Here is a 19,097-nt window from a genome sequence, read left to right as displayed (position 1 = left end):
AGCGTGAGCATGCCGGCCGAGCGATTTGACGCAGCCAAGGAACAAGACCAGGAGAGCGAATCCGGGCTTGCCGAGTTCCGTGCCAGCCTGGGTTTCGACCTTGATCCGTTCCAGGAGGAAGCATGCCGGGCCGTGGCGTCCGGTTCCGGGGTTCTGGTGGCGGCCCCTACCGGTGCAGGCAAGACGGTGGTGGGGGAGTTCGCCATTTTCCAGGCGCTCCGCTCCGGTCGCAAGGCCTTCTACACCACCCCCATCAAGGCGCTGAGCAACCAAAAGTACAGCGACCTTGTGGCCACCTACGGCGCCGAACGCGTGGGGCTGCTCACCGGCGACATGACCATCAACGGCGAGGCCGAGATCGTGGTGATGACCACCGAGGTCCTGCGCAACATGCTGTACGCGGACTCGGACACGCTGGATTCGCTGGGCTACGTCGTGATGGACGAGGTCCACTACCTGGCGGACAAGTTCCGCGGCGCGGTGTGGGAAGAGGTCATCATCCACCTGCGCGAGGATGTCCAGGTCATCTCGCTTTCCGCCACGGTCTCCAACGCCGAGGAATTCGGCGGCTGGCTCGACGCCGTGCGGGGGGATACCCGCATCATCGTTTCCGAACACCGTCCCATCCCGCTCTACCAGCACGTCATGGTCGGAGGCCGGCTCCTTGACCTGTTCGCCGAGGACGTGTCCTTCGACCAGGTCGCGGACGCCCCGGAGCGCGTGGCCGAGGTCAACCCCGAGCTCTCCAAGATGGCCCACCGCAGCCTGACCGGGTCCCGGGGTCGCGTCCAGCGCGGACGTGGACGCCGCGGGGGAGGCGGAGGGACCTGGGGGGAGAAGCGCGAGCAACTGGGCACCCGGGTCTCCCGGCCGGACATGATCATGGCGCTTGACCATGCCGGATTGCTGCCTTCCCTGGTGTTCGTTTTCTCGCGCAACGGCTGCGACGCCGCCGTTGCCCAGTGCGTTCGTTCGGGCCTCGCCCTGACCACCATTGCCGAGGCCACGGAAATCGAACAGACCATCGACATGGTCGCCCACAAGCTGCCGCCGGACGATCTGGAGGTGTTGGGATTCTGGCCGTGGCGCGAGGGACTCATGCGCGGGTTCGCAGCCCACCATGCCGGCCTGCTGCCGATCTTCAAGGAAGTCGTCGAGGACCTCTTTGTCCGCGGACTGGTCAAGGCCGTCTTCGCGACCGAGACGCTGGCCCTGGGCGTCAACATGCCGGCCAGGTCCGTCGTCATGGAAAAGCTGGAGAAGTTCAACGGCGAATCGCACGTGTCGGTCACGGCGGGGGAGTACACCCAGCTGACCGGACGTGCGGGACGCCGGGGAATCGACGTCGAGGGCCACGCGGTGGTGTTGTGGCAACAGGACACCGACCCCGCGGCGATTGCCGGGCTAGCCTCCAAGCGGACCTACCCGTTGAACTCCAGTTTCCGCCCCACCTACAACATGTCCCTCAACCTGACCTCACAATTCGGCCGGGAGCGGGCACGCGGCATCCTGGAAACCTCCTTCGCCCAGTTCCAGGCCGACCGTTCCGTGGTCGGGATGGCACGCCAGGTGCGCTCCCGCGAGGAGTCGCTGGCCGGCTACGCCAAATCGATGACCTGCCACCTGGGGGACTTCGGCGAATACGCGTCCTTGCGCGAGCAGCTCTCTGCGGCGGAAAAGGACGCGTCAAAAACCGTGTCGCGGCTGCGCCGCTCGGCGGCGACCGAATCCCTGGAAACCCTGGCGCGCGGGGACATCATCGAAATCCACGGCGCCCGCAAGCTAGGACGCTGCGTGGTCATCGAGCTGGACAATTCGTGGCACGACCCGCGCCCCACGGTGCTGACCGAGGACAAGCACATCCGGCGCGTCGGCGTCCAGGACCTCAACGGCCCCGTCGAGGTCATTTCCCGGATCCGGATCCCCAAGGGCTTCACGGGCCGCAGCCCCAAGGAGCGCAGGGACCTGGCAGCATCGCTGCACAACGCGCTGGCCGAGTCCCGCCCGCCCCGGGACGATGTCCCCGGTTTCAACTTCACCGGCAGCGACGAGCAGGAAGCACGCATCACGGCGTTGCGCGCCGCGCTCAAGGCCCACCCGTGCCACGGGTGCCCCGAACGCGAGGACCATGCGCGCTGGGGCGAGCGCCATGCGAAGCTGCTGCGCGACACCAACAAGCTGCGGTCCCAGATCAGCGGCCGCACCAACACCATTTCGAAGACCTTCGACAAGGTCGCCAAGGTGCTCGAGGACTTCGAGTACCTCGTGCCGGCCTCGAACGACATGGGCCAGGCCCAAATCACCGAGGCGGGGCAGCGGCTGCGGCGCATCTACGGCGAACGCGACCTGCTGACCTCCCTGGTCATGGAAACCGGGGCCATGAACGAGATGACCGCCGAGGAGCTTGCCGGATTCATCTCGGCCCTCGTGTTCCAGGCGCGCCGCGAGGACCACGGTCCGGATCCGCGCATGCCCACCGCTAAGGTGCAGATTGCCTGGGAAACCTCGGTGAACCTGTGGTCGCGCCTCTCGGACGCGGAGGCCAACGCCGGCCTGCCCGAGACCGCGGCACCTGACTCCGGGCTGATCTGGCCGATCTACAAGTGGGCCCGGGGTTCGGACCTGCGCGAGTGCCTCCGCGGCACCGACCTGGCCGGCGGCGATTTTGTCCGCTGGGCCAAGCAGGTCATTGACGTGCTGGACCAACTGGCCAAGATCCCTGACCTGAACACCGGACTGGCCCGTTCCTGCAACCAGGCGGTGCAAAGGATCCGCCGCGGGGTTGTCGCTTATTCAAACGTTGTCGACTGAGTCCCGCCACGGCGGGACCCGGCCCGGCACCGGCAGGATTGAAGGACGCCGACACCTGCGGCGTGCTTGAGAAAAAGTAAAGGTAAACAATTGTCTCTTGAGATGTACCGCAACGGCTCCGTCTATTCCCCGGCTGACCCGTTTGCCACCGCAATGCTCGTCGAAGACGGCACGGTGGCCTGGATCGGCACCGAGGCCGCGGCAGGTGCCTTGCTTGACGCACGAATGACCGAGATCGATTTGCAAGGTGCGCTCATCACCCCGGCATTCGTCGACTCGCATGTGCACCTGTCCTCGCTCGGTGCCCGGCTCAAGGGCCTGGACCTGGGTGCGGCCCGCAGCGCCGCGGAGCTGCTCGAGGCACTTGCGGCGGCCGCGGCAACCACCGGCGGGGCCATTCTGGGAGCCGGGTGGGACGAGTCCACCTTCGACACCGGCACCGTGCCCACCGCCGAACAGCTGCAACAGGCCGCCCCCGACCGCGAGGTCTACCTGGCGCGAGTCGACGTCCACTCGGCCCTCATCAGCCCCCGGCTCGCCCAGCGGGTCGGCATCGCGGAAGGCCCCGAATACTCCGATGGCCTCGTCCGCGGGAGTGCACATGCGCGCGTCAGGGCAGCGGTCCTCGCCGGCGATCCGGCAGCGGACACCGAAAACCGCGATCTCGCGCTGCAGCACCTGGCGGCCACCGGCCACGGGACCGTGGTGGAGATGGCCGCCGAGCACATCTCCGGGCGCGCGGACCTCGAGTCGCTGCTGGCCCGCACGGACGAAGAGAAGGCCACCACTCCGGAGGTCTACGCCTACTGGGGCCAGGCCGTGGGCACCGAGGACGAGGCCCGGGCACTCCTGGCCTCCTTCAACTCCTCCGCGGTGGTGGGGCTGGGCGGGGACCTGAACATCGACGGGTCGATCGGTTCCCGCACCGCCTTGCTGCGCGGCGACTACGCCGACGCCGCGGGGGAGCGGGGCACTGCCTACCTGGACGTTGAGACCGTCGCCGCCCACGTCGCTGCCTGTTCGCTGGCCGGCATCCAGGCCTCCTTCCATGTCATCGGGGACGCCGGGCTGGACCTGGCGCTTGAGGGCTTTGCCCGGGCCGCCGAATCCGTGGGCCTGGCAAAGGTCCAGGCCGGCAGGCACCGCCTGGAACACGTGGAGATGGTGGACGAGGCGGCTCGGGCCCAAATGCTGGCCTTCGGGCTGACCGCCTCGATGCAACCCGGCTTCGATGCCGCCTGGGGTGGCGAGGGCGGTCTCTACGAGCGGCGGCTGGGGGGCTCCCGCGCCGCCGCGATGAATGGCGTGGGACAGCTCCTGGCTGCGGGCGTGCCAGTCGTGGTGGGTTCCGATGCGCCGGTCACCTCGGTGAGCCCGTGGAGCACCGTCAAGGCCTGCCTGGAGCTCAGCGATCCGCAGGCACGCGTTTCGGCCAGGGCCGCCTTCATGGCGCACACCCGTTCGGGCTTCCGCGCCCTTGGCGCACCGAACCCGATGGCAGGCCAACTGGTCAACGGGGCCGAAGCCACGTTCGCAATCTGGGACGCCGCCGAACTGTCGGTGCAGACACCGGATCTCCGTGTTTCCTCCTGGAGCACCGACGCCCGTGCCGGCACCCCCATGCTGCCGGTCCTGGAAGACGAATTGCCCAAATGCCTGCGAACGGTGCGTGCCGGGCATGTACTCTTCGATGCGCTCGGCGTTTCCTAGAATCATCTTTGCCGCTGGCTGGGGATCAGACGATTCTGGTTTTTGCAAGGGTTGAAACGAAGTATTGCCAGTTGATTTGTTTATTTTCCGGCAAAGTGCGCCAGCCCGCGATTTATCGGTTGACTTGAGTAGTTTGATGAAGCCGGTGGTCCGGAAACGGTTGACAGTTAAAAACTGGACGGTAGGCTGGAACCAATGTCTGATCCTTCGATCCGGCTTACCGGCATTCCGGTGCGCATGAACAAATCGACCCCGTAGGCACTAGATAACACCCTTCCCGCCGCATGCCGTTGGGAGGGGACGGACCGAAGCCCGCGGGGTCGATCTGTACCCGCGGGCAATGCGAAATGGTCTTGCGCATCACACGGCGAGGGTCCGGGTTTCGCGAGGGCGGTTGCGTATAATTGAGCACTGACCCCCACCCGATCCCTGAAACCAGTCGCAGCGGGTTCCCGCCTAGCGGCACGTTGGTACTTGGCCCCTTGCGGCCCTCTTCCGCGGATCATTCCATCAGCAGAAAGGGACTGCCGCGTGCGCGTAGTCACGATCATTCCGACTTACAACGAGCTTGAATCGCTTCCCATCACCGTGGGCCGTTTGCGTGCCGCAGTGCCCGATTCGGATGTCTTGATTGTTGACGACAATTCCCCCGACGGCACCGGCGACCTTGCCGAAAAGATGGCGGCAGACGACAAGGCCATCCACGTCATGCACCGCACCGGCAAGGCCGGCTTGGGCGCCGCCTACCTGGCGGGCTTCCGCTGGGCCCTGGATGCCGGCTACGACGTGCTCGTGGAAATGGATGCGGACGGATCCCACAAGCCCGAACAGCTTCCGCTGCTGCTCGCCGAGATCCCCAAGGGCGCGGACCTGGTCATCGGTTCCCGCTGGGTCAAGGGCGGCTCGGTCGTCAACTGGCCGCTGCACCGCAAGATGATTTCGCGCGTGGGCAGCTTCTACTCGCGCACCATGCTCGGGGTGAACCTGCGAGACATCACCGCCGGCTACCGCGCCTTCCGCCGCGAAACCCTCGAAGCCCTGGATTTCAACGCCGTCGAATCCGTGGGCTACGGCTTCCAGGTCGACATGACCTTCCGCGTGGCCCAAATGGGCAAGAAGATCGTGGAGGTTCCGATCACGTTCGTGGAACGCGAACTTGGCGTCTCGAAGATGAGCGGAAACATCGTCATCGAGGCCATGCTCAACGTGACCAAGTGGGGTCTGAGCGCCCGCTGGAAGAAGCTCACGAACCGCAAGTAGCCGCCCGGATGCCGTGATGGGCATCCCCAAATGGCGAGGGCCCGAATGGAATAATCCATTCGGGCCCTCGCCATTTGTGAATCCAGGGGTCGTTATCCCTTGAGTGCCGCCTGGGCCGCACCACGGGTGGTGCGCAACTTGTCCAGGCGATCCTTCAGGATCGTTTCCAGCTCATCAACGGAGCGGCGCTCGAGGAGCATGTCCCAGTGGGTACGCACCGGCTTCTCGTTGGATTCCTCCGGCTCTGCCTCGCCATTGACCAGCTTGGCAAGCTTGCCGGTCTTGGAAGTCCAGGTTGCCGGGATATCTGCCTCGGCGGCAAAAATCACGAACACCTGCTCGCCGTCTTCGCAACGATATTCAACGCGCTGGCGCGCTGCTGGCTCGACGCCAGCCTCAGTTTCCATGCTCTGTGCGCCAAGGCGCATTCCTCGCAGGCTGCGATCGCTCATATTGTCTCCCTACTGCGATTACATACGGGTTCGGCTACCGATTTAAACGTCCCGGTCCAGCTTATAATTCCCGCGGGGCGCAAGTCTCGAAGTATCCATTATACGGCCCCGACGCGGCTTCGGGCGGGCGCCCTCGGTTGTGAGGTCGCCCGCCCGAGGATTCCCGGCCCGGATGGGTCGTTACATCAGGGTGCTGCTCGTGCTTTCGGGCTTGTCGTCGCCCGCGCCCTCGGTGAAGTTGCCCAGCGCTCCGCCGATTCCCTTCAGCGCCTCGCCGACCTCGCTGGGGATGATCCACAGCTTGTTGGAGGAGCCTTCGGCAATCTTCGGCAGGGTCTGGAGGTACTGGTAGGCCAGCAGCTTCTGGTCGGGCTTTCCGGCGTGGATCGCGTCGAAGACCTTCTGGATGGCCTGTGCCTCGCCGTCGGCGCGCAGGATCGATGCCTTGGCATCGCCCTCGGCCTTCAGGATGGAGGCCTGGCGCTGGCCCTCCGCGGTCAGGATGGCGGACTGCTTGGTGCCCTCGGCCGTGAGGATCGCGGCACGGCGGTCACGCTCGGCGCGCATCTGCTTCTCCATGGAATCCTGGATCGACAGCGGCGGATCGATGGCCTTGAGCTCCACGCGCGAAACACGGATGCCCCACTTGCCGGTGGCCTCGTCGAGGACCCCGCGCAGCTGGCCGTTGATCTGGTCGCGGCTGGTGAGCGCCTCCTCGAGGTTCAGCCCGCCGACCACGTTACGCAGCGTGGTAGTGGTCAGCTGCTCCACGGCCTGGATGTAGTTGGCGATTTCATAGGTGGCCGCACGCGGCTCGGTGATCTGGAAGTACACCACGGTGTCGATGGAGACCACCAGGTTGTCCTCGGTGATCACCGGCTGCGGCGGGAAGCTCACAACCTGTTCGCGGAGGTCCAGCATGGGGAGCAAGCGATCGACAAACGGGATCAAGATCGTCAGCCCGGGAAGCAGGGTGCGGTGGTACTTGCCCAGCCGCTCCACGATTCCGGCCCGCGCCTGCGGCACGATGCGCACGGAGCGCAAGAGCACGATGATCACGAAGATTGCCAGTACTACCAGGACGACCGTAAGGCCAAGACCCGATGTTTGCATCTCTTCTCTCTTTCGTTGGGGCGCCCCGTCCGGAGCACCGAAAAACTTTCCTTAGGTCCTTAGTCCAGGCCCAGCATCTTGGTACGCAACGTGATGTAGGCGGTCGCCCCGTCAATGCGGACCACGGAACCGTAGGTCCCCGGCTGGAGGGCCACCTCGTCCTCGGTGCGCGCCGACCAGGTTTCCCCACCGATCTTGGCCCGCCCGTTCATCCTGGAAGTGGGTTCCAGCACCAGCGCGTCTTCGCCAATGAGCCGATCGACATTGGTACGCAACGCCTCCGGGTCCTTGCGCAGGTGCTGCAGTGCGATGGGTCGGACCAACATGATCATGAGCAGGGAGACGACGGAGAAGACCACGACCTGCAACCAGAATTCGCCGCCCAGCAGGGCGACCCCCACGCCACCGAGGGCGCCGACGCCCAGCATGATGAAGTACAGGTCAAGGGAGATCATTTCGATGATGGCCAACAAGAGGAAGAGCGCGAGCCAGACCACCCAAGCATTGTCTAAAAGCCACACATACATGTTTACCCCTCAAGTCCGGATGCGTTGGATGCAAACCAACCTCGTAGCTTCCATTTTGCCTGATCGGGGGGCCAAATTGAATCAGCACAAGGGAGGATGTTCACTCGCCGGACACTCATCATTGCGATGCCGGCCCGCATGCCCGCGGCCCTTGCGCGGGCTACCGGTTCCGGCGGAATTCCTGGATGCGGAATGCCGCGGTGATAAGCATGGTGCCTCCCGCTGCGGCCAGCCGGCCGCGCAGCTCCCCGGGATCCAGGTGGTGGCCGGCCGGGCCCATCATCGCCAATTCGAAGGCCGCGGCCGCATCAAGCACCAACGGTATCCGCACCTCCTCGGTGGCGCTGAGCGTGAAGCCGTCGCCCATGGAGGCCACGACACCGGCCGCCTTGTCCGGGGCGATGGCCAGCAGCCCCAATAGCTCGGCGCCCTCGGCCAGGTGCCCGGGCAGCGGGGTCACGACCAGCGCCGTGCCGCCCGGGCGCAGCACGCGGGAAAATTCGGAGCCGTTGTGCGGGGAGAAGATGTTCAGCAGCACGTCAAACGATTCGTCTTCCAGGGGGAGCTCGCGCCACAGGTCCCATACCAGCGCCAGGGTCCGGGGGACCTTTGCCGCTCGTCGCATGGCATACCGGGAAATGTCCAGGGCGACGGCGCTGGCCGCGGCGTACTCGGGCAGGGCCTGCAGTACCTGGTTGAGGTAGTAGCCGGTCCCGGCACCGGCATCGAGAATCCGCGGGTCTTCGTTTCCGCGCAAGGCCGCGCGGGCCCGGTGGCCCAGGGCCTCGGCCAGTGACTCGTAGTGTCCGGCGTCCAGGAAGGCGGCCCGGGCCGCAACCATCTGGGCACCGTCTTCCCGGAAGTTTGTTCCTTTGCCCGCGAGCAGGTTGAAGTAGCCTTGCTTCGCGGCGTCAAAGGCGTGCCCGGCATCGCAGCCCAGCCGCGATGGCCTGCCCGGCTGGGCCTGCAGGTGCAACGCCAGCCGGCATACGGGACAGCGAAGGCCGTCGTCCGGATTCATGTACTGCTCCAATGGTGTCGTTGCTGCGGTGGGTGGCGGTGTGCCGTGGCCTGCTGACCACTGTAGCGGCGCCGGGGTCCTGCCCTGCCATGCCTGCGATCCCCGCCACCGGGCCGGAGCCTGCATTGCGCGTCGGCCGGGGGAGCTGCGGCCCGGGCGTGGCGGGTAAGCTTCCTGCCTAGAACCCGAGACCCGCCCGGGCGCCGGCGATCCCCGGGTTGGCCCAGCGAGGGTATTCGTGGTTGGCGCACAACGACCGGGTCAGTGCCTTGTCGATGTACACGATGCCGTCAAGGTGGTCGGTCTCGTGCTGGAAGATCCGGGCCTGCCACCCGGAGAAGTGGCGTTCGACGGTCGCGCCGTGGGCGTCACGGAAGGAGGTGGCGATGTCGGCGGGACGCTCCACCACCCCCTGGTAGCCGTTGAACGACAGGCAGCCCTCATAGAAGCTAGCCATCCGATCGCCGACGGGACGATATCGGGGGTTGATGATTTCCAGGTATTCCAGCGGCTCGCGTTCGCGCGCTGCGGCGATCTCCGGGACGGTTTCGTAGAGGTCCTGCAGCACGGCGATGCGCAGGGGGATGCCCAGCTGCGGGGCCGCGAGGCCGACGCCCGGGGCATCGATCATCACGGCGCGCATGGTGTCCAGGAAGGCGCGCAGCGCCGCGGGATCCAGCTGGTCGGTGAACTCGGCAGCCGGCATGCGCAACACCGGGTGTCCCAGCTGCACGATGGAGGGCAGCTCTCCAGACTCGTGCACGCTGACGATCCGGTCCACCTCGGTCCGGATCGTTTCGGGGGACCAGGCACCGGGAAATGTCGATTCGTCGTGCGGGCTCATGCGTTTGCACCTTCCAGGTACGTGGTTCGTCCCGCGGATTCTCCGGTGCCGGAGTCCAGGGCATTGATCCGGCTGCGCAGCCGTGCTGCCTCGAGTTCGGGCAGGTGGCCGAAGGAATCGGTGAAGCCCTCTTCGACGAACAGGTCCAGGCGGATCTGGTGGTCGTAGAGCACATCGATGACGTTGGCCAGGCGGCGCAATCCGAAGGGGGACATCCGCCCGGAACCTGGGACGCCGGAAATGATCCAGTGGTCGTACTCGCGCACCAGCACCAGGTAGTCCAGGGTGGAGGTCAGGGATTCGCAAAGGTCCGCGAAGCCGAACCAGATCTGCCGGCCGGAGATGCGCAGGGCCTGGATCTCCTGGCTGGTCGGCCTCAGCCGCACGGCGTCGCAGGAGCGCGGCTCCGTCAGCCCCAGACGAAGCAGCTGGACGGAGCCCGGTGAGCGCAGCAGCGTTCCGCTGCTGAAGCCTGAGCGCCCGCCCTCCTGGCGTTCGATGGTCCTGTAGTCGCGGTTTGCATCGAGCTCATGCACGGTCATCTGCTCTCGGATGGTGGTGATCGTCGGCAGGACCAGGTGGTGATAATACTCGTCCGACAGCAGTTCCTCGGGCGGGTAGTTTGAGGTGGTAACCAGCAAGATTCCGCGGTCCATGACGTATTTGACGGTTCGCGCCAACAACATGGCGTCGCCGGGATCATTGCAGTGGAATTCGTCGAAACACAGCACCTGCACTTCTCCGAGCATCGTTTCGATCGATTCCTCGATGGCACTGGTGCGGGCCTCCACGCGATCGGCGCGGCCGCGAGATTCCCCGACGGAATCGGGTTCGCCGATTTGCGCCAGGGCAAGGGTGGTGGCCTTGTGGGCCGTGGCGTGCAGGTCTCGGAAGAAATCGTGGAAATGGACCCGCAGCTTGCGCTCGGTGGGAAGCGCATCAAAGAAGGCTCCCAGCAGCCAGGTCTTGCCGCGGCCCGGCGGCCCCCAGAGGTAGACGTGGTTTTTCCCGGGGGAGCGGTGCAGGGGAGCCAGGTGAGCACCGGCACTGCTGGTCAGCAGGTCGATGGTCTCGAGCTGCATGGCATCGAGTTCCAGGTGCTCGCTGGTCGCGCGTGCGCCGACGGCGTGCTGCATGGCGTCACGCATGTGAAGGGCTGCGCCGCGCAGGCTTGAACGCCGGGTTGGCGACTTTGGGTATGGCATACCATCGAGTTTCCCTGAATAACTATGCAAGTGCCAAAACGTGCCGCCGGGTAGTTATGTCAAGTGTTTATTATCCTGAGCCAAAGCCGTCGGGAGATCGGCCGCTGTGGGAAAACGTGTAGATACCTCAGGGTTACTCCGGTATTTTTCGGGAACTCCGCGGCGGCGCCTGCGTCGCGGAAGCCCGAGTCGCCAGGCCGCGCCGAGACGAGCCGACAGCCAGGCGACCGCGGGTGTAGCCGCAGGCCAATTCGGGCGTGCGCATGCATGCTTGTGGGCAACATCAGATGGTCAGGAAAACCCGAGATTTCGCCACTTCCCCGACTATGGATAAACCGCCGATAATCTACATTATGTCAACTAGTGTTTCGAGAGCCCCTCTCGGACCGGTGCAACTCACAGCAGTGCCGATTCATCCCGGCTCATCTACGCTGAACACATCCCACGGCAAAATTGGGAGCCTGGCACCAGCGCACACTGTGTGGCTGCGAGCAAATACGGCTCGGATACGCCCACACTTCAAGCGTTGACAACAACCTGGCCGTTTTCAGTTACGACCAGCTCACGTCATGTCTGTTCAGAAGGAACCGCTGCGGTGAGCGACCAACTTGGGCGACGCCGGATGGCAATCGCGGCGCAAACGCGAGCGACTCCTCATCTTCGACCACCGTCGGGAAGTAGTCGGCTTCTTTCTCGCAACCGCTCCAACACGATTCCAAAATCAAAGGAACCCTCTTTCTACGTTCCCGTCAACCTCACGAAATCCGCCGGCAGCCCCTGCATCGCGGTTAACGTTCGTCCCGACAACAACATCGACGATCACTACCAGAAAGTATTTTCCACCACGCAACAATCTGCGAATCTGGCTGCTGTGGCTGTGGCTGTCATAGAGTCGGGCCCCTCCCCCGCCCCCTCGTCGTCAACCTGTACTGGCTCGACAACTACAAGCCGTAAAGAAGACGGAATAGTTCATCGAGCTGATGCGCGACTGACCGTGTTGACTCCACATCGCGGCCCGAGATTCATGTCAACTGATCGCTCTCCACTTGACGGCCAGCCCTCGGATAGGATCCAGATCCCGACCTGCCCCATGGCACGATGGCCCATGGATGTGATCTGGATCATTTAAGCCAAAACCGGAAAACCAACCACTTCAGCGAGGTCGTGACTGTTCGGAAATCGGCATTACCTGGTGCCACCACACCAGCGTCATCACCCGTCGTGGACACAGGAAGCTTCATATGGTCTTCGAAGCCGCCAATCTCAGCAATTGAAGGTGGCATGAATATTTCCTGAACCACCGCTCAGTCGCGGGCGCATTTGTCGATCTGGCTGCAGCACTCCCCCAGCAGGCGAGCGGCCAAGCGCTCGTGGCCGCGGCACCGTATCCGTCAATGGGTTTGTCTCACAGCCGCGATCGCATCACCGTATTAGCATGCGTGTCGCATACTCGGCTGCTTTGGAATTCTTCCCTGGGGCGGGTTGGCCCCGAAATCACCGGTGGCTGAAAATCGCAAGGCGGCTTCCACCCACCTTGGCACTGAATGGAACAGGGTCGGGTTTCACGAAGCCCCGGATCCAACACAATTCTTCCGACCAAACCACGTGGATCGATGCTCCGCCGAAAAGCTAGAACCGTCTGCATTTCGTGCCCCGTTTAGCGCCCGCTCACCGGACATTTCACCGGACGGGGGTTACGGGACGGTCGACTTTCCTGTGAATCTAAGAAACTTCTAAAATCCAAGTCAGCCATGAGTGCGTTCCGGTAGCCCACCCCCTTGCGGAACGCTACAGAAGCCTTATCCGGACAGACCCCTTGCGGGACGATGCGACGGATTCGGTTACAAAGCAAAACTCGGCCTTGTTCCCTTTGCGAAACAGTGTGAACCGAGAGCCAATGCGTTTGGAGTTACGACATTTAGCGTTGAAAGCCACACGCTTGGATGACTAGGCCGTCCATGGAAGTTTGTGATGCAAGGTATGTAGGGTCACGGCTCCGCCGTAAATGGGAGAGGTGCCGAGCTCCGCAAAACCCCAGTGTCTATAAATCTCTCGGACCTGGGATGCCTGGCCGAAAACACCTAAGACAGCATCCTGTTCGATTCGGCTCGAGAGGAGTTCACGGATGCACTGTTTGGCTATCCCTCGACCTCGAAAGTTCTCGTCAACAGCTAGTTCCTGGACAATAACGGTTCTCGAAGGCGAAATTCCCGCGTCTATCGCTGGCAGCATCGTGTCTAGTCGTCGCAGCCAGGCATTGTCTTGGTCAAGCCTCTGAGATAACGCAAAGCCGACCAGATGTCCATTGTGTCTAGCCGCAACAAGTCGCCCACCAGGGCTAGCAAGTTTGTCGGGGCCCCATTGATCGATGCTTTGTAGTTCGTCTGGTGGTTCGTTGTAGGGAGGGGCTGCGAAACTCAAGACGAAGAGACTCGCGACCTCGGCCCAAACTTCGTCCGGGGCAACATGCTCGAACCGGAGGTAAGTAACTTCATCGTCGATCTCTTTCATAGTGGCTCAGTCTATGTCTTGTTTCCTCGGAAGCATGCTGGGCGAGGCGGTCCGGTGAGCGTTCCCCCAACGAACAAGACTCTCTCAATAGTTCGCTGTATTGGGAGAGTCTTCCCGTCTGTTCCTAATGCTGTTGAAGCATTGCTCCTGCAACCTGGACCGGGTCCGTCAGGGGCCGTGCAAGAAGCCCCTCCAGATCGTTGCCCGTCGTGGCCAGGAACCCGTTCGCGGCGGAGGAATAGATCGAGAGCAGCATGCTCGGCTGGAACGGCAGCAGTCCGCTGGTGTTAAGGGTTTTTCGTCGTGCCTCGAAGGATTCGGGTTGGTAGCGAAGGTCCTCATGCCGGGCAATTTCCTCGGCCGTGACTGCGCGGGAGCCCACCAAGTCATAGACCTGTCCGGCGTGGGCATCGGGGTTGCCAGCCACGACGGCGGCTGCCTCAGCAAGATCCTCCCGGGCCACGGCGGCGATACCACCGTGGCCAAGCGGGGCCGTGATGATTCCGCCGTCCGGTGCCATCAACGCCCCAAGGAGTTCGGCGTAGATCCCATTTCGCAGGATCGTCCAGCGCATTTCACTGCCCTGGATGCGGCGCTCGGTCCAACGATGTGCCAGCGCAAAGCCCAGGTGGTCACCCTCCGTGGCCACGCTCGTGTAAATGAGGTGCTGCACTCCGTCCCGCTCCGCAGCGGCCACAACACGTTCGTGGCGGGCAATCACCACGTCATCCTCGGCGTAGCCGGCAGACACCAACACCAGCGTGTCGATGCCGGCGAAGTCCAGGGTGCCGGGATCGTCAAAATCGACCAGCCGATCACTACCGCCTACAACAGGGCTGCGTGTGGCGCGAGTCACCGGCACATTGGCTGCTTTCAGGGATTCAACAATGGCACTGCTCAGCTGGCCTGAGGCCCCGGTAACTAAGATCATGAAACATTCCCGCCTATGGTTATGAAAAGTAACTATGATCATCATCAGTAACCAATGGGAAGCGCACAAGGAGGCACTTTGATGTCACAGGGGCACATGGAAGTAACCGCATCGCTGGAGCCATGCGGCAAGGCGGACTATCCGGACTGCGGCATCAGGGACGTGCTCACCCGTGTTGGGGACAAATGGTCAGTCCTGGTGATCGTCGAACTGGCCTCGGGTGTCCGTCGTTTCAGGGAACTGCAGCGCGCCATCGACGGTATCTCCCAACGCATGCTCACCCTCACCGTCCGGCGTCTGGAACGCGACGGGCTGGTAACCCGCACCGTCTACCCCACGGTGCCCGCGCAAGTCACCTACGAACTCACCGATCTGGGAGCGAGCCTCACCCACCTGGTCAAGCAGCTTGCGGACTGGTCCCTCACCCATCGGAGCGACATCGCAGCATCGCGGATCATCTACGACGCGACGAATCCGGACCATACAATCCACTAGCCTCCATCACGGGCTAACGGCAGGTAGCCCACACGCCCTACAACTGGGAGAACTACACCAGGATCATTCAGGCTTAAATCAATGCCATGCGGTAGCACATGAGATCGCTGCACCCTTAGATTTTCTAAGGATGCACCGATGTTTTGCGTTTGAGTTTGTCGGTTAGGGGCGTGTACCGGCTTCCATAGCGCGGCCCTTTTCCAGGTCGGCCACTTGGCATGATCGGCTCCCACTGCATGTGTCTTCAGGATCAATGGTTGCCGCCCGTGTTGATTCGCGCATGCTTTCAAAGCCGCGCACGGGACTGGTTCGGCCCCAGTGTTCACAAGGGTGCTCAGACTAGCAATTGCTGTTCGACGTGAGGTCCAGATTCCCTTGGGCCTCAAGATCCTCGCGTGTCACCGTTTCCTTTCGTCCGCCCCCGTCTGTAATGGCGACTACCTTCGAAAGATCCGGCCTATCCCGGTACAGCTCACAAATGAACCCGAAAGCGACCCATTCAAGATTGCTGAAATGCTCATTGAGTTCAATTGTGTCGATGGCACGGTCAACGATGAGGGTGATTTCCCCAGGCGCACTGGGCTTCCACGACTCGACATAGTAGCCAGGAAGAGTGATTCCGTCCGGGCACTTCGCTTTCTTGGCCTCGAGCCATGCTCCGCCGATTTCGTTGGCCCATGCTTCGGGCTCTGTAGTGGCCTCGGGCGATTTCCAGACTTCGCAGTTCCTGTCGAAGGCAGCTTCAGGGCGGCCTGCCGCCATGGCAGAGGCCTTCACGTCCTCCGGTGTCCGGGCCGTTACCGCCTCGGTCGGTGCGGGCGTGCTTGCTTCGGCATTAGTTGCCTCCGGGGTTGAATGAGAAGGTTCAACTGCGGCGGTGGTGCATCCAGCCAGGCCAATTATGCTGATCAATAATGCGGTGGAGAGCGCAGTCTTGGGGTCTGGGGAAGATCCTTACGGAAATTCACGCTAAGGACGGACCGGTATTGATTTCGTATGTGGATGTTGAAATTTGGCCTGTAGGACCATCGTTACAGCGGTTGGCGCTAAGCGTATGATCCTGGTCCCCAGCTGAGGGTGAAGTTAATGACGCTCGCGGAGGTTTTTCTCTTCGGACATGTGCCGTTCAGAATTTGACCGCACTCCGCAGAGAAATCAGCGATCACTGGCCCTTGACGGATCCGGAGTCTTGCCCGAGATGGCGGTAGAGCGTCGCGCGGCTCCACCCGACCAAGCGTGCTGCGTCCTCTGCGGTGCGTCCCCTCGCGCGGGCGTCCTTCGCGATCGCGAGCTTGTCCGCGATCACGGCCGGGTCCGAGAGCGGCCGGCCGAAACGGGTGCCCGATTGCCGGGCCGCGGCGATCCCTGCGTTGACGCGCTCAACGATCAGCTCACGCTCATACTCAGCCAAGGAAGCCAGCAGGTTCAGCATTATCCGCCCGGTCGAGGTCGCCGGGTCGATCCCGTCCGAAATAGACCGGACCTGCACACCGCGTTCGCGCAGCAGGTTCACGGTGTTCAGCACATCGATCAAGGAACGGCCGAGCCGGTCGACCCGCCAGACCACCACGGTGTCCCCGGCCTCGGCGTATTCCAGCAGCTTCTTCATCCCGGGCCGCTCGATCGCCGTCCTGCTGCCGGAGGTGACATCGGCGAACACATCCCGCTTTTGCACCCCGTCCTTGAGAAGCGCGTCGAGCTGCAACTGCGCATCCTGGCTCGAAGTACTCACACGCGTGTATCCCAAATGTCTCACATGGCCATTTTGTCTCAAAAACTCTTGGATGCCAACCTCGTAAGACGTTTTACGGCAAGACGACTTTTTGGAACAAACTGCCTCCCGGGACTTCAATGCGACCGATTGCCAAAGTTGGTGCAGTTCTTATGTCTCAAGACGCCTCGCGACCGTCAGCGGTTGGTCTGACCGCTTTCCCCTGTCGGTAGGTGCGCCACTGCGGTTGTAGTGCAGCGGACACCTGAGATTGAAGTCCTCTGCTTCAGGTGGGTTTCGCTTAGGCGCAGCAGGACAGTTTGGCGACGTCGGTGGTGAAGGCCTTGGCGACGATCCTGATGCCCTCGGCCATCGTCAGGTAGGGGCTCCAGGCGGCGGCGACCTGTGCGACTGTCATCCCCGCTTCGAGGATGTAGACGCCGGCGGCGGCCAGTTCCCCGGCGTCCCTGGCGACGGCGGAAATGCCCAGGATCCGTCCGGTGCCGAGCTCGGCGACGACCTTGATGAAGCCGCGGGTGTCGCGGTTGACCACGGCTCGCGGCACGTACTCCAGGGGCAGGACCCGGCACTCGCAGCGGATCCCGGCAGCGACGGCTTCCTTCTCCGTCATGCCGACCGACCCGATGGCGGGACTGGTGAAGGTGACCCGGGGCAGGTGCCGGTAGTCAACCTCGGCGACGGCGTCGGTGAACGCATTGTCCACGGCCAGGGCGCCGTGGGCCGCGGCGACGTAAACGAACTCCCGGTGTCCGGCCACGTCCCCGGCAGCCCAAATGCGCGGGTTGGACGTGGCCAGGCGGGAATCAATCACGATCTCGCCCGTGGCGCCGGTCTTCACGGCGACGGCGTCAAGATTCAACCCGTCGATGACGGGGCGTCGGCCTGTGGCCACCAGGAGCCGGGATGCCCGGAACGTTTCCCTGCCGCCGGCCACGGATGCCGAGACCAGGACCCCTCCGTTGGCGTGATCGCGCTCCACAGTCTCCGCGGAGGCCCGCCGGACCACCCGGATCCCCTCGTCGGCAAAAACTTCGGCCAATGCCTTGGATGCCTCCGGTTCCTCCTGCGAGGCCAGCCGGGAACGGACCAGCATGGTCACCCGGGAACCGAGCCGGGAGAAAAGCTGCGCCATTTCCAGGGCAACATAGCCCCCGCCCATGATCAGCATTGATTCGGGGACCTCGTCCAGTTCCATCGCCGTCGTCGAGGTCAGGTACCCTGTCTCGTCCAGTCCAGGGACGGGAGGCGTCCAGGGGGCGGAGCCGGTGGCCACGAGATAGTGGTCGGCCTCGATCGTTTTTTCGGCACCGTCCGGGGAGGCGACCCGGAGTCGGGGTTCGTCCTGGGTTCCGGTGAACGAGGCCTCCCCTTCGAGCATGGTCCACCCGTGGTCGGCGGCCAGTTCAATGTACTTTTCCGTTCGCATGCTTTCCACCAGCGCGGCCTTGCCCCGGATCAGGGCCGGCATGTCCACCGGGCCCGCCGAGGCCGCCACCCCGGGGAAGCGGGCCGCGTCCAACGCCACGTGACGTGCCTCCGCGGCGGCCAGGAGCGCCTTTGAGGGCACGCACCCGGTGTTCACGCACGTCCCGCCCACGGTGCCGCGCTCCACCATCACGACCCGCTTGCCCAGTCCGGTGGCCCGGATCGCGGCCGCAAACGCGCCGCCCCCGGAACCAACAATCGCCAAATCGAACTGTTCGTTGCTCATCAAGATACCTCTTCACTGTCGTTCAAGACTTCCCATGAACCATCATGAACCTTCCAGTACAATGGAAGGTCAAGTTGGGTGGCCACCGAAGGAGGAATCGGGGAACATGAGGATCGGACAGCTCGCGGAAGCAACAGGCACGACGACCAAGACCCTGCGGTTCTACGAGGAGTCGAGGCTACTCCCTCCCGCCGAGCGCCTGGCATCCGGCTATCGGGACTACGCCGAGGATGCCGTGGGGCAGGTCGCGTTCATCCACCGCGGACAGGCCGCCGGGCTGACCCTCGGCCAGATCCGCCAGATCCTGAAGATCCGCGAGCACGGCCAGACACCGTGCTCGCACGTCCAGGGCCTGCTCGGGCAGCGCCTCGGGGAACTCGATGCCCAGATCGCCGAACTCCTGGCCCTCCGGGAAACCATTTTCCAGCTCCACGAAAAGGCAAGCAAGCCGGAGCCGGATTCCTGCTCCGCCGACCAGGTCTGCCGCTACATCTGATCGATGTCCCACCCCGCTGGTTGCGGGTCGCGCGGCCGGGAATACCTGCCAGGCGTTAAAGGTGGGCGCCCATGGACCGCGCATCCCCACGAGGGCTTGGCGGCTTCATGGTCGCCCGTTGGACTGGCGCCGGGGCGGGCCGAAGCACCTTCCGAGGTTTGTGGCTACGACATTTAGCGTTGAAAACCACACGTTTCATCAGGCTTACGTCTGTTTGGGGTTTACCCTAACAAGTCATTTGAGGCCTAGCGCGCAATTTCACGTCGTTACTCCCGAAA

General features: G+C 63.5%; 17 protein-coding genes. 5 read left to right on the top strand and 12 right to left on the bottom strand.

The window, feature by feature from the left end; genetic code table 11:
- Positions 1–9 precede the first annotated feature (9 nt).
- The 3 genes from KRR55_RS05360 (at position 10) to KRR55_RS05350 (ending at position 5,781) form a co-directional block, all read left to right on the top strand.
- The gene (locus KRR55_RS05360) at positions 10–2,811 is read left to right on the top strand and encodes a DEAD/DEAH box helicase (RefSeq protein ID WP_217388286.1); all 2,802 of its coding nucleotides are present in this window, start codon (positions 10–12) and stop codon (positions 2,809–2,811) included.
- A 90-nt stretch (positions 2,812–2,901) separates the two neighbouring features.
- Positions 2,902–4,521: an amidohydrolase gene (locus KRR55_RS05355; RefSeq protein ID WP_336245039.1), complete on the top strand. Its 1,620-nt coding sequence runs from the start codon at positions 2,902–2,904 to the stop codon at positions 4,519–4,521.
- A gap of 531 nt (positions 4,522–5,052) precedes the next feature.
- The gene (locus KRR55_RS05350) at positions 5,053–5,781 is read left to right on the top strand and encodes a polyprenol monophosphomannose synthase (RefSeq protein ID WP_217388016.1); all 729 of its coding nucleotides are present in this window, start codon (positions 5,053–5,055) and stop codon (positions 5,779–5,781) included.
- Between the two features lie 92 nt (positions 5,782–5,873).
- On the opposite strand, the gene KRR55_RS05345 is transcribed toward KRR55_RS05350, so the two are convergent.
- From KRR55_RS05345 to KRR55_RS05305, 9 genes are all read right to left on the bottom strand, one after another.
- Positions 5,874–6,233 (bottom strand): RNA polymerase-binding protein RbpA, encoded by a 360-nt coding sequence (locus KRR55_RS05345; protein ID WP_217388015.1) that lies wholly within the window; start codon positions 6,231–6,233, stop codon positions 5,874–5,876.
- Positions 6,234–6,413: 180 nt separating this feature from the next.
- Positions 6,414–7,346 carry an SPFH domain-containing protein gene (locus tag KRR55_RS05340; protein WP_217388014.1) on the bottom strand — a complete coding sequence of 311 codons (933 nt, stop codon included), beginning with the start codon at positions 7,344–7,346 and terminating at the stop codon, positions 6,414–6,416.
- A 59-nt stretch (positions 7,347–7,405) separates the two neighbouring features.
- Positions 7,406–7,843 (bottom strand): NfeD family protein, encoded by a 438-nt coding sequence (locus tag KRR55_RS05335; RefSeq protein ID WP_418888829.1) that lies wholly within the window; start codon positions 7,841–7,843, stop codon positions 7,406–7,408.
- Positions 7,844–8,033: 190 nt separating this feature from the next.
- Positions 8,034–8,894 (bottom strand): putative RNA methyltransferase, encoded by an 861-nt coding sequence (locus tag KRR55_RS05330; protein WP_217388012.1) that lies wholly within the window; start codon positions 8,892–8,894, stop codon positions 8,034–8,036.
- 178 nt (positions 8,895–9,072) lie between these two features.
- On the bottom strand, positions 9,073–9,738 hold the full coding sequence (locus KRR55_RS05325) for a peptide deformylase (protein WP_217388011.1): 666 nt from the start codon (positions 9,736–9,738) through the stop codon (positions 9,073–9,075).
- Positions 9,735–10,943, bottom strand: coding sequence for a cell division protein ZapE (gene zapE / locus KRR55_RS05320; RefSeq protein WP_217388010.1), 1,209 nt, complete (start codon positions 10,941–10,943; stop codon positions 9,735–9,737). The genes KRR55_RS05325 and zapE overlap by 4 nt, the downstream gene beginning before the upstream one ends.
- Before the next feature lie 1,121 nt (positions 10,944–12,064).
- Positions 12,065–12,226 (bottom strand): hypothetical protein, encoded by a 162-nt coding sequence (locus KRR55_RS05315; RefSeq protein ID WP_217388009.1) that lies wholly within the window; start codon positions 12,224–12,226, stop codon positions 12,065–12,067.
- Positions 12,227–12,890: 664 nt separating this feature from the next.
- On the bottom strand, positions 12,891–13,454 hold the full coding sequence (locus KRR55_RS05310; protein ID WP_217388008.1) for a GNAT family N-acetyltransferase: 564 nt from the start codon (positions 13,452–13,454) through the stop codon (positions 12,891–12,893).
- A gap of 124 nt (positions 13,455–13,578) precedes the next feature.
- Positions 13,579–14,385 (bottom strand): NAD(P)H-binding protein, encoded by an 807-nt coding sequence (locus KRR55_RS05305; protein ID WP_217388007.1) that lies wholly within the window; start codon positions 14,383–14,385, stop codon positions 13,579–13,581.
- 81 nt (positions 14,386–14,466) lie between these two features.
- Here KRR55_RS05305 and KRR55_RS05300 point away from each other — a divergent pair, with 81 nt between their 5' ends.
- Positions 14,467–14,880: a winged helix-turn-helix transcriptional regulator gene (locus KRR55_RS05300; protein ID WP_254455851.1), complete on the top strand. Its 414-nt coding sequence runs from the start codon at positions 14,467–14,469 to the stop codon at positions 14,878–14,880.
- 339 nt (positions 14,881–15,219) lie between these two features.
- On the opposite strand, the gene KRR55_RS05295 is transcribed toward KRR55_RS05300, so the two are convergent.
- The 3 genes from KRR55_RS05295 to merA all read right to left on the bottom strand — a co-directional run bounded on the left by KRR55_RS05295 (position 15,220) and on the right by merA (position 18,323).
- Entirely contained in the window at positions 15,220–15,792 is a 573-nt protein-coding gene (locus tag KRR55_RS05295; protein WP_217388006.1) for a hypothetical protein, read from the bottom strand.
- 250 nt (positions 15,793–16,042) lie between these two features.
- Positions 16,043–16,636, bottom strand: a complete 594-nt coding sequence (locus tag KRR55_RS05290) for a recombinase family protein (RefSeq protein ID WP_047118360.1) — start codon at positions 16,634–16,636, stop codon at positions 16,043–16,045.
- A gap of 256 nt (positions 16,637–16,892) precedes the next feature.
- On the bottom strand, positions 16,893–18,323 hold the full coding sequence (merA, locus tag KRR55_RS05285; RefSeq protein ID WP_217388005.1) for a mercury(II) reductase: 1,431 nt from the start codon (positions 18,321–18,323) through the stop codon (positions 16,893–16,895).
- A 106-nt stretch (positions 18,324–18,429) separates the two neighbouring features.
- Between merA and KRR55_RS05280 the strand changes: the two genes are divergently transcribed.
- Positions 18,430–18,819, top strand: coding sequence for a heavy metal-responsive transcriptional regulator (locus KRR55_RS05280; RefSeq protein ID WP_047118362.1), 390 nt, complete (start codon positions 18,430–18,432; stop codon positions 18,817–18,819).
- The last annotated feature ends 278 nt before the right edge of the window (positions 18,820–19,097 follow it).

It is taken from the genome of Paeniglutamicibacter quisquiliarum (assembly GCF_019084045.1).
GTDB classification, from domain to species: domain Bacteria; phylum Actinomycetota; class Actinomycetes; order Actinomycetales; family Micrococcaceae; genus Paeniglutamicibacter; species Paeniglutamicibacter quisquiliarum.
The sequence above is the reverse complement of the archived record's forward strand: the minus strand, read 5'-3'. Positions and strand labels throughout refer to the sequence as shown.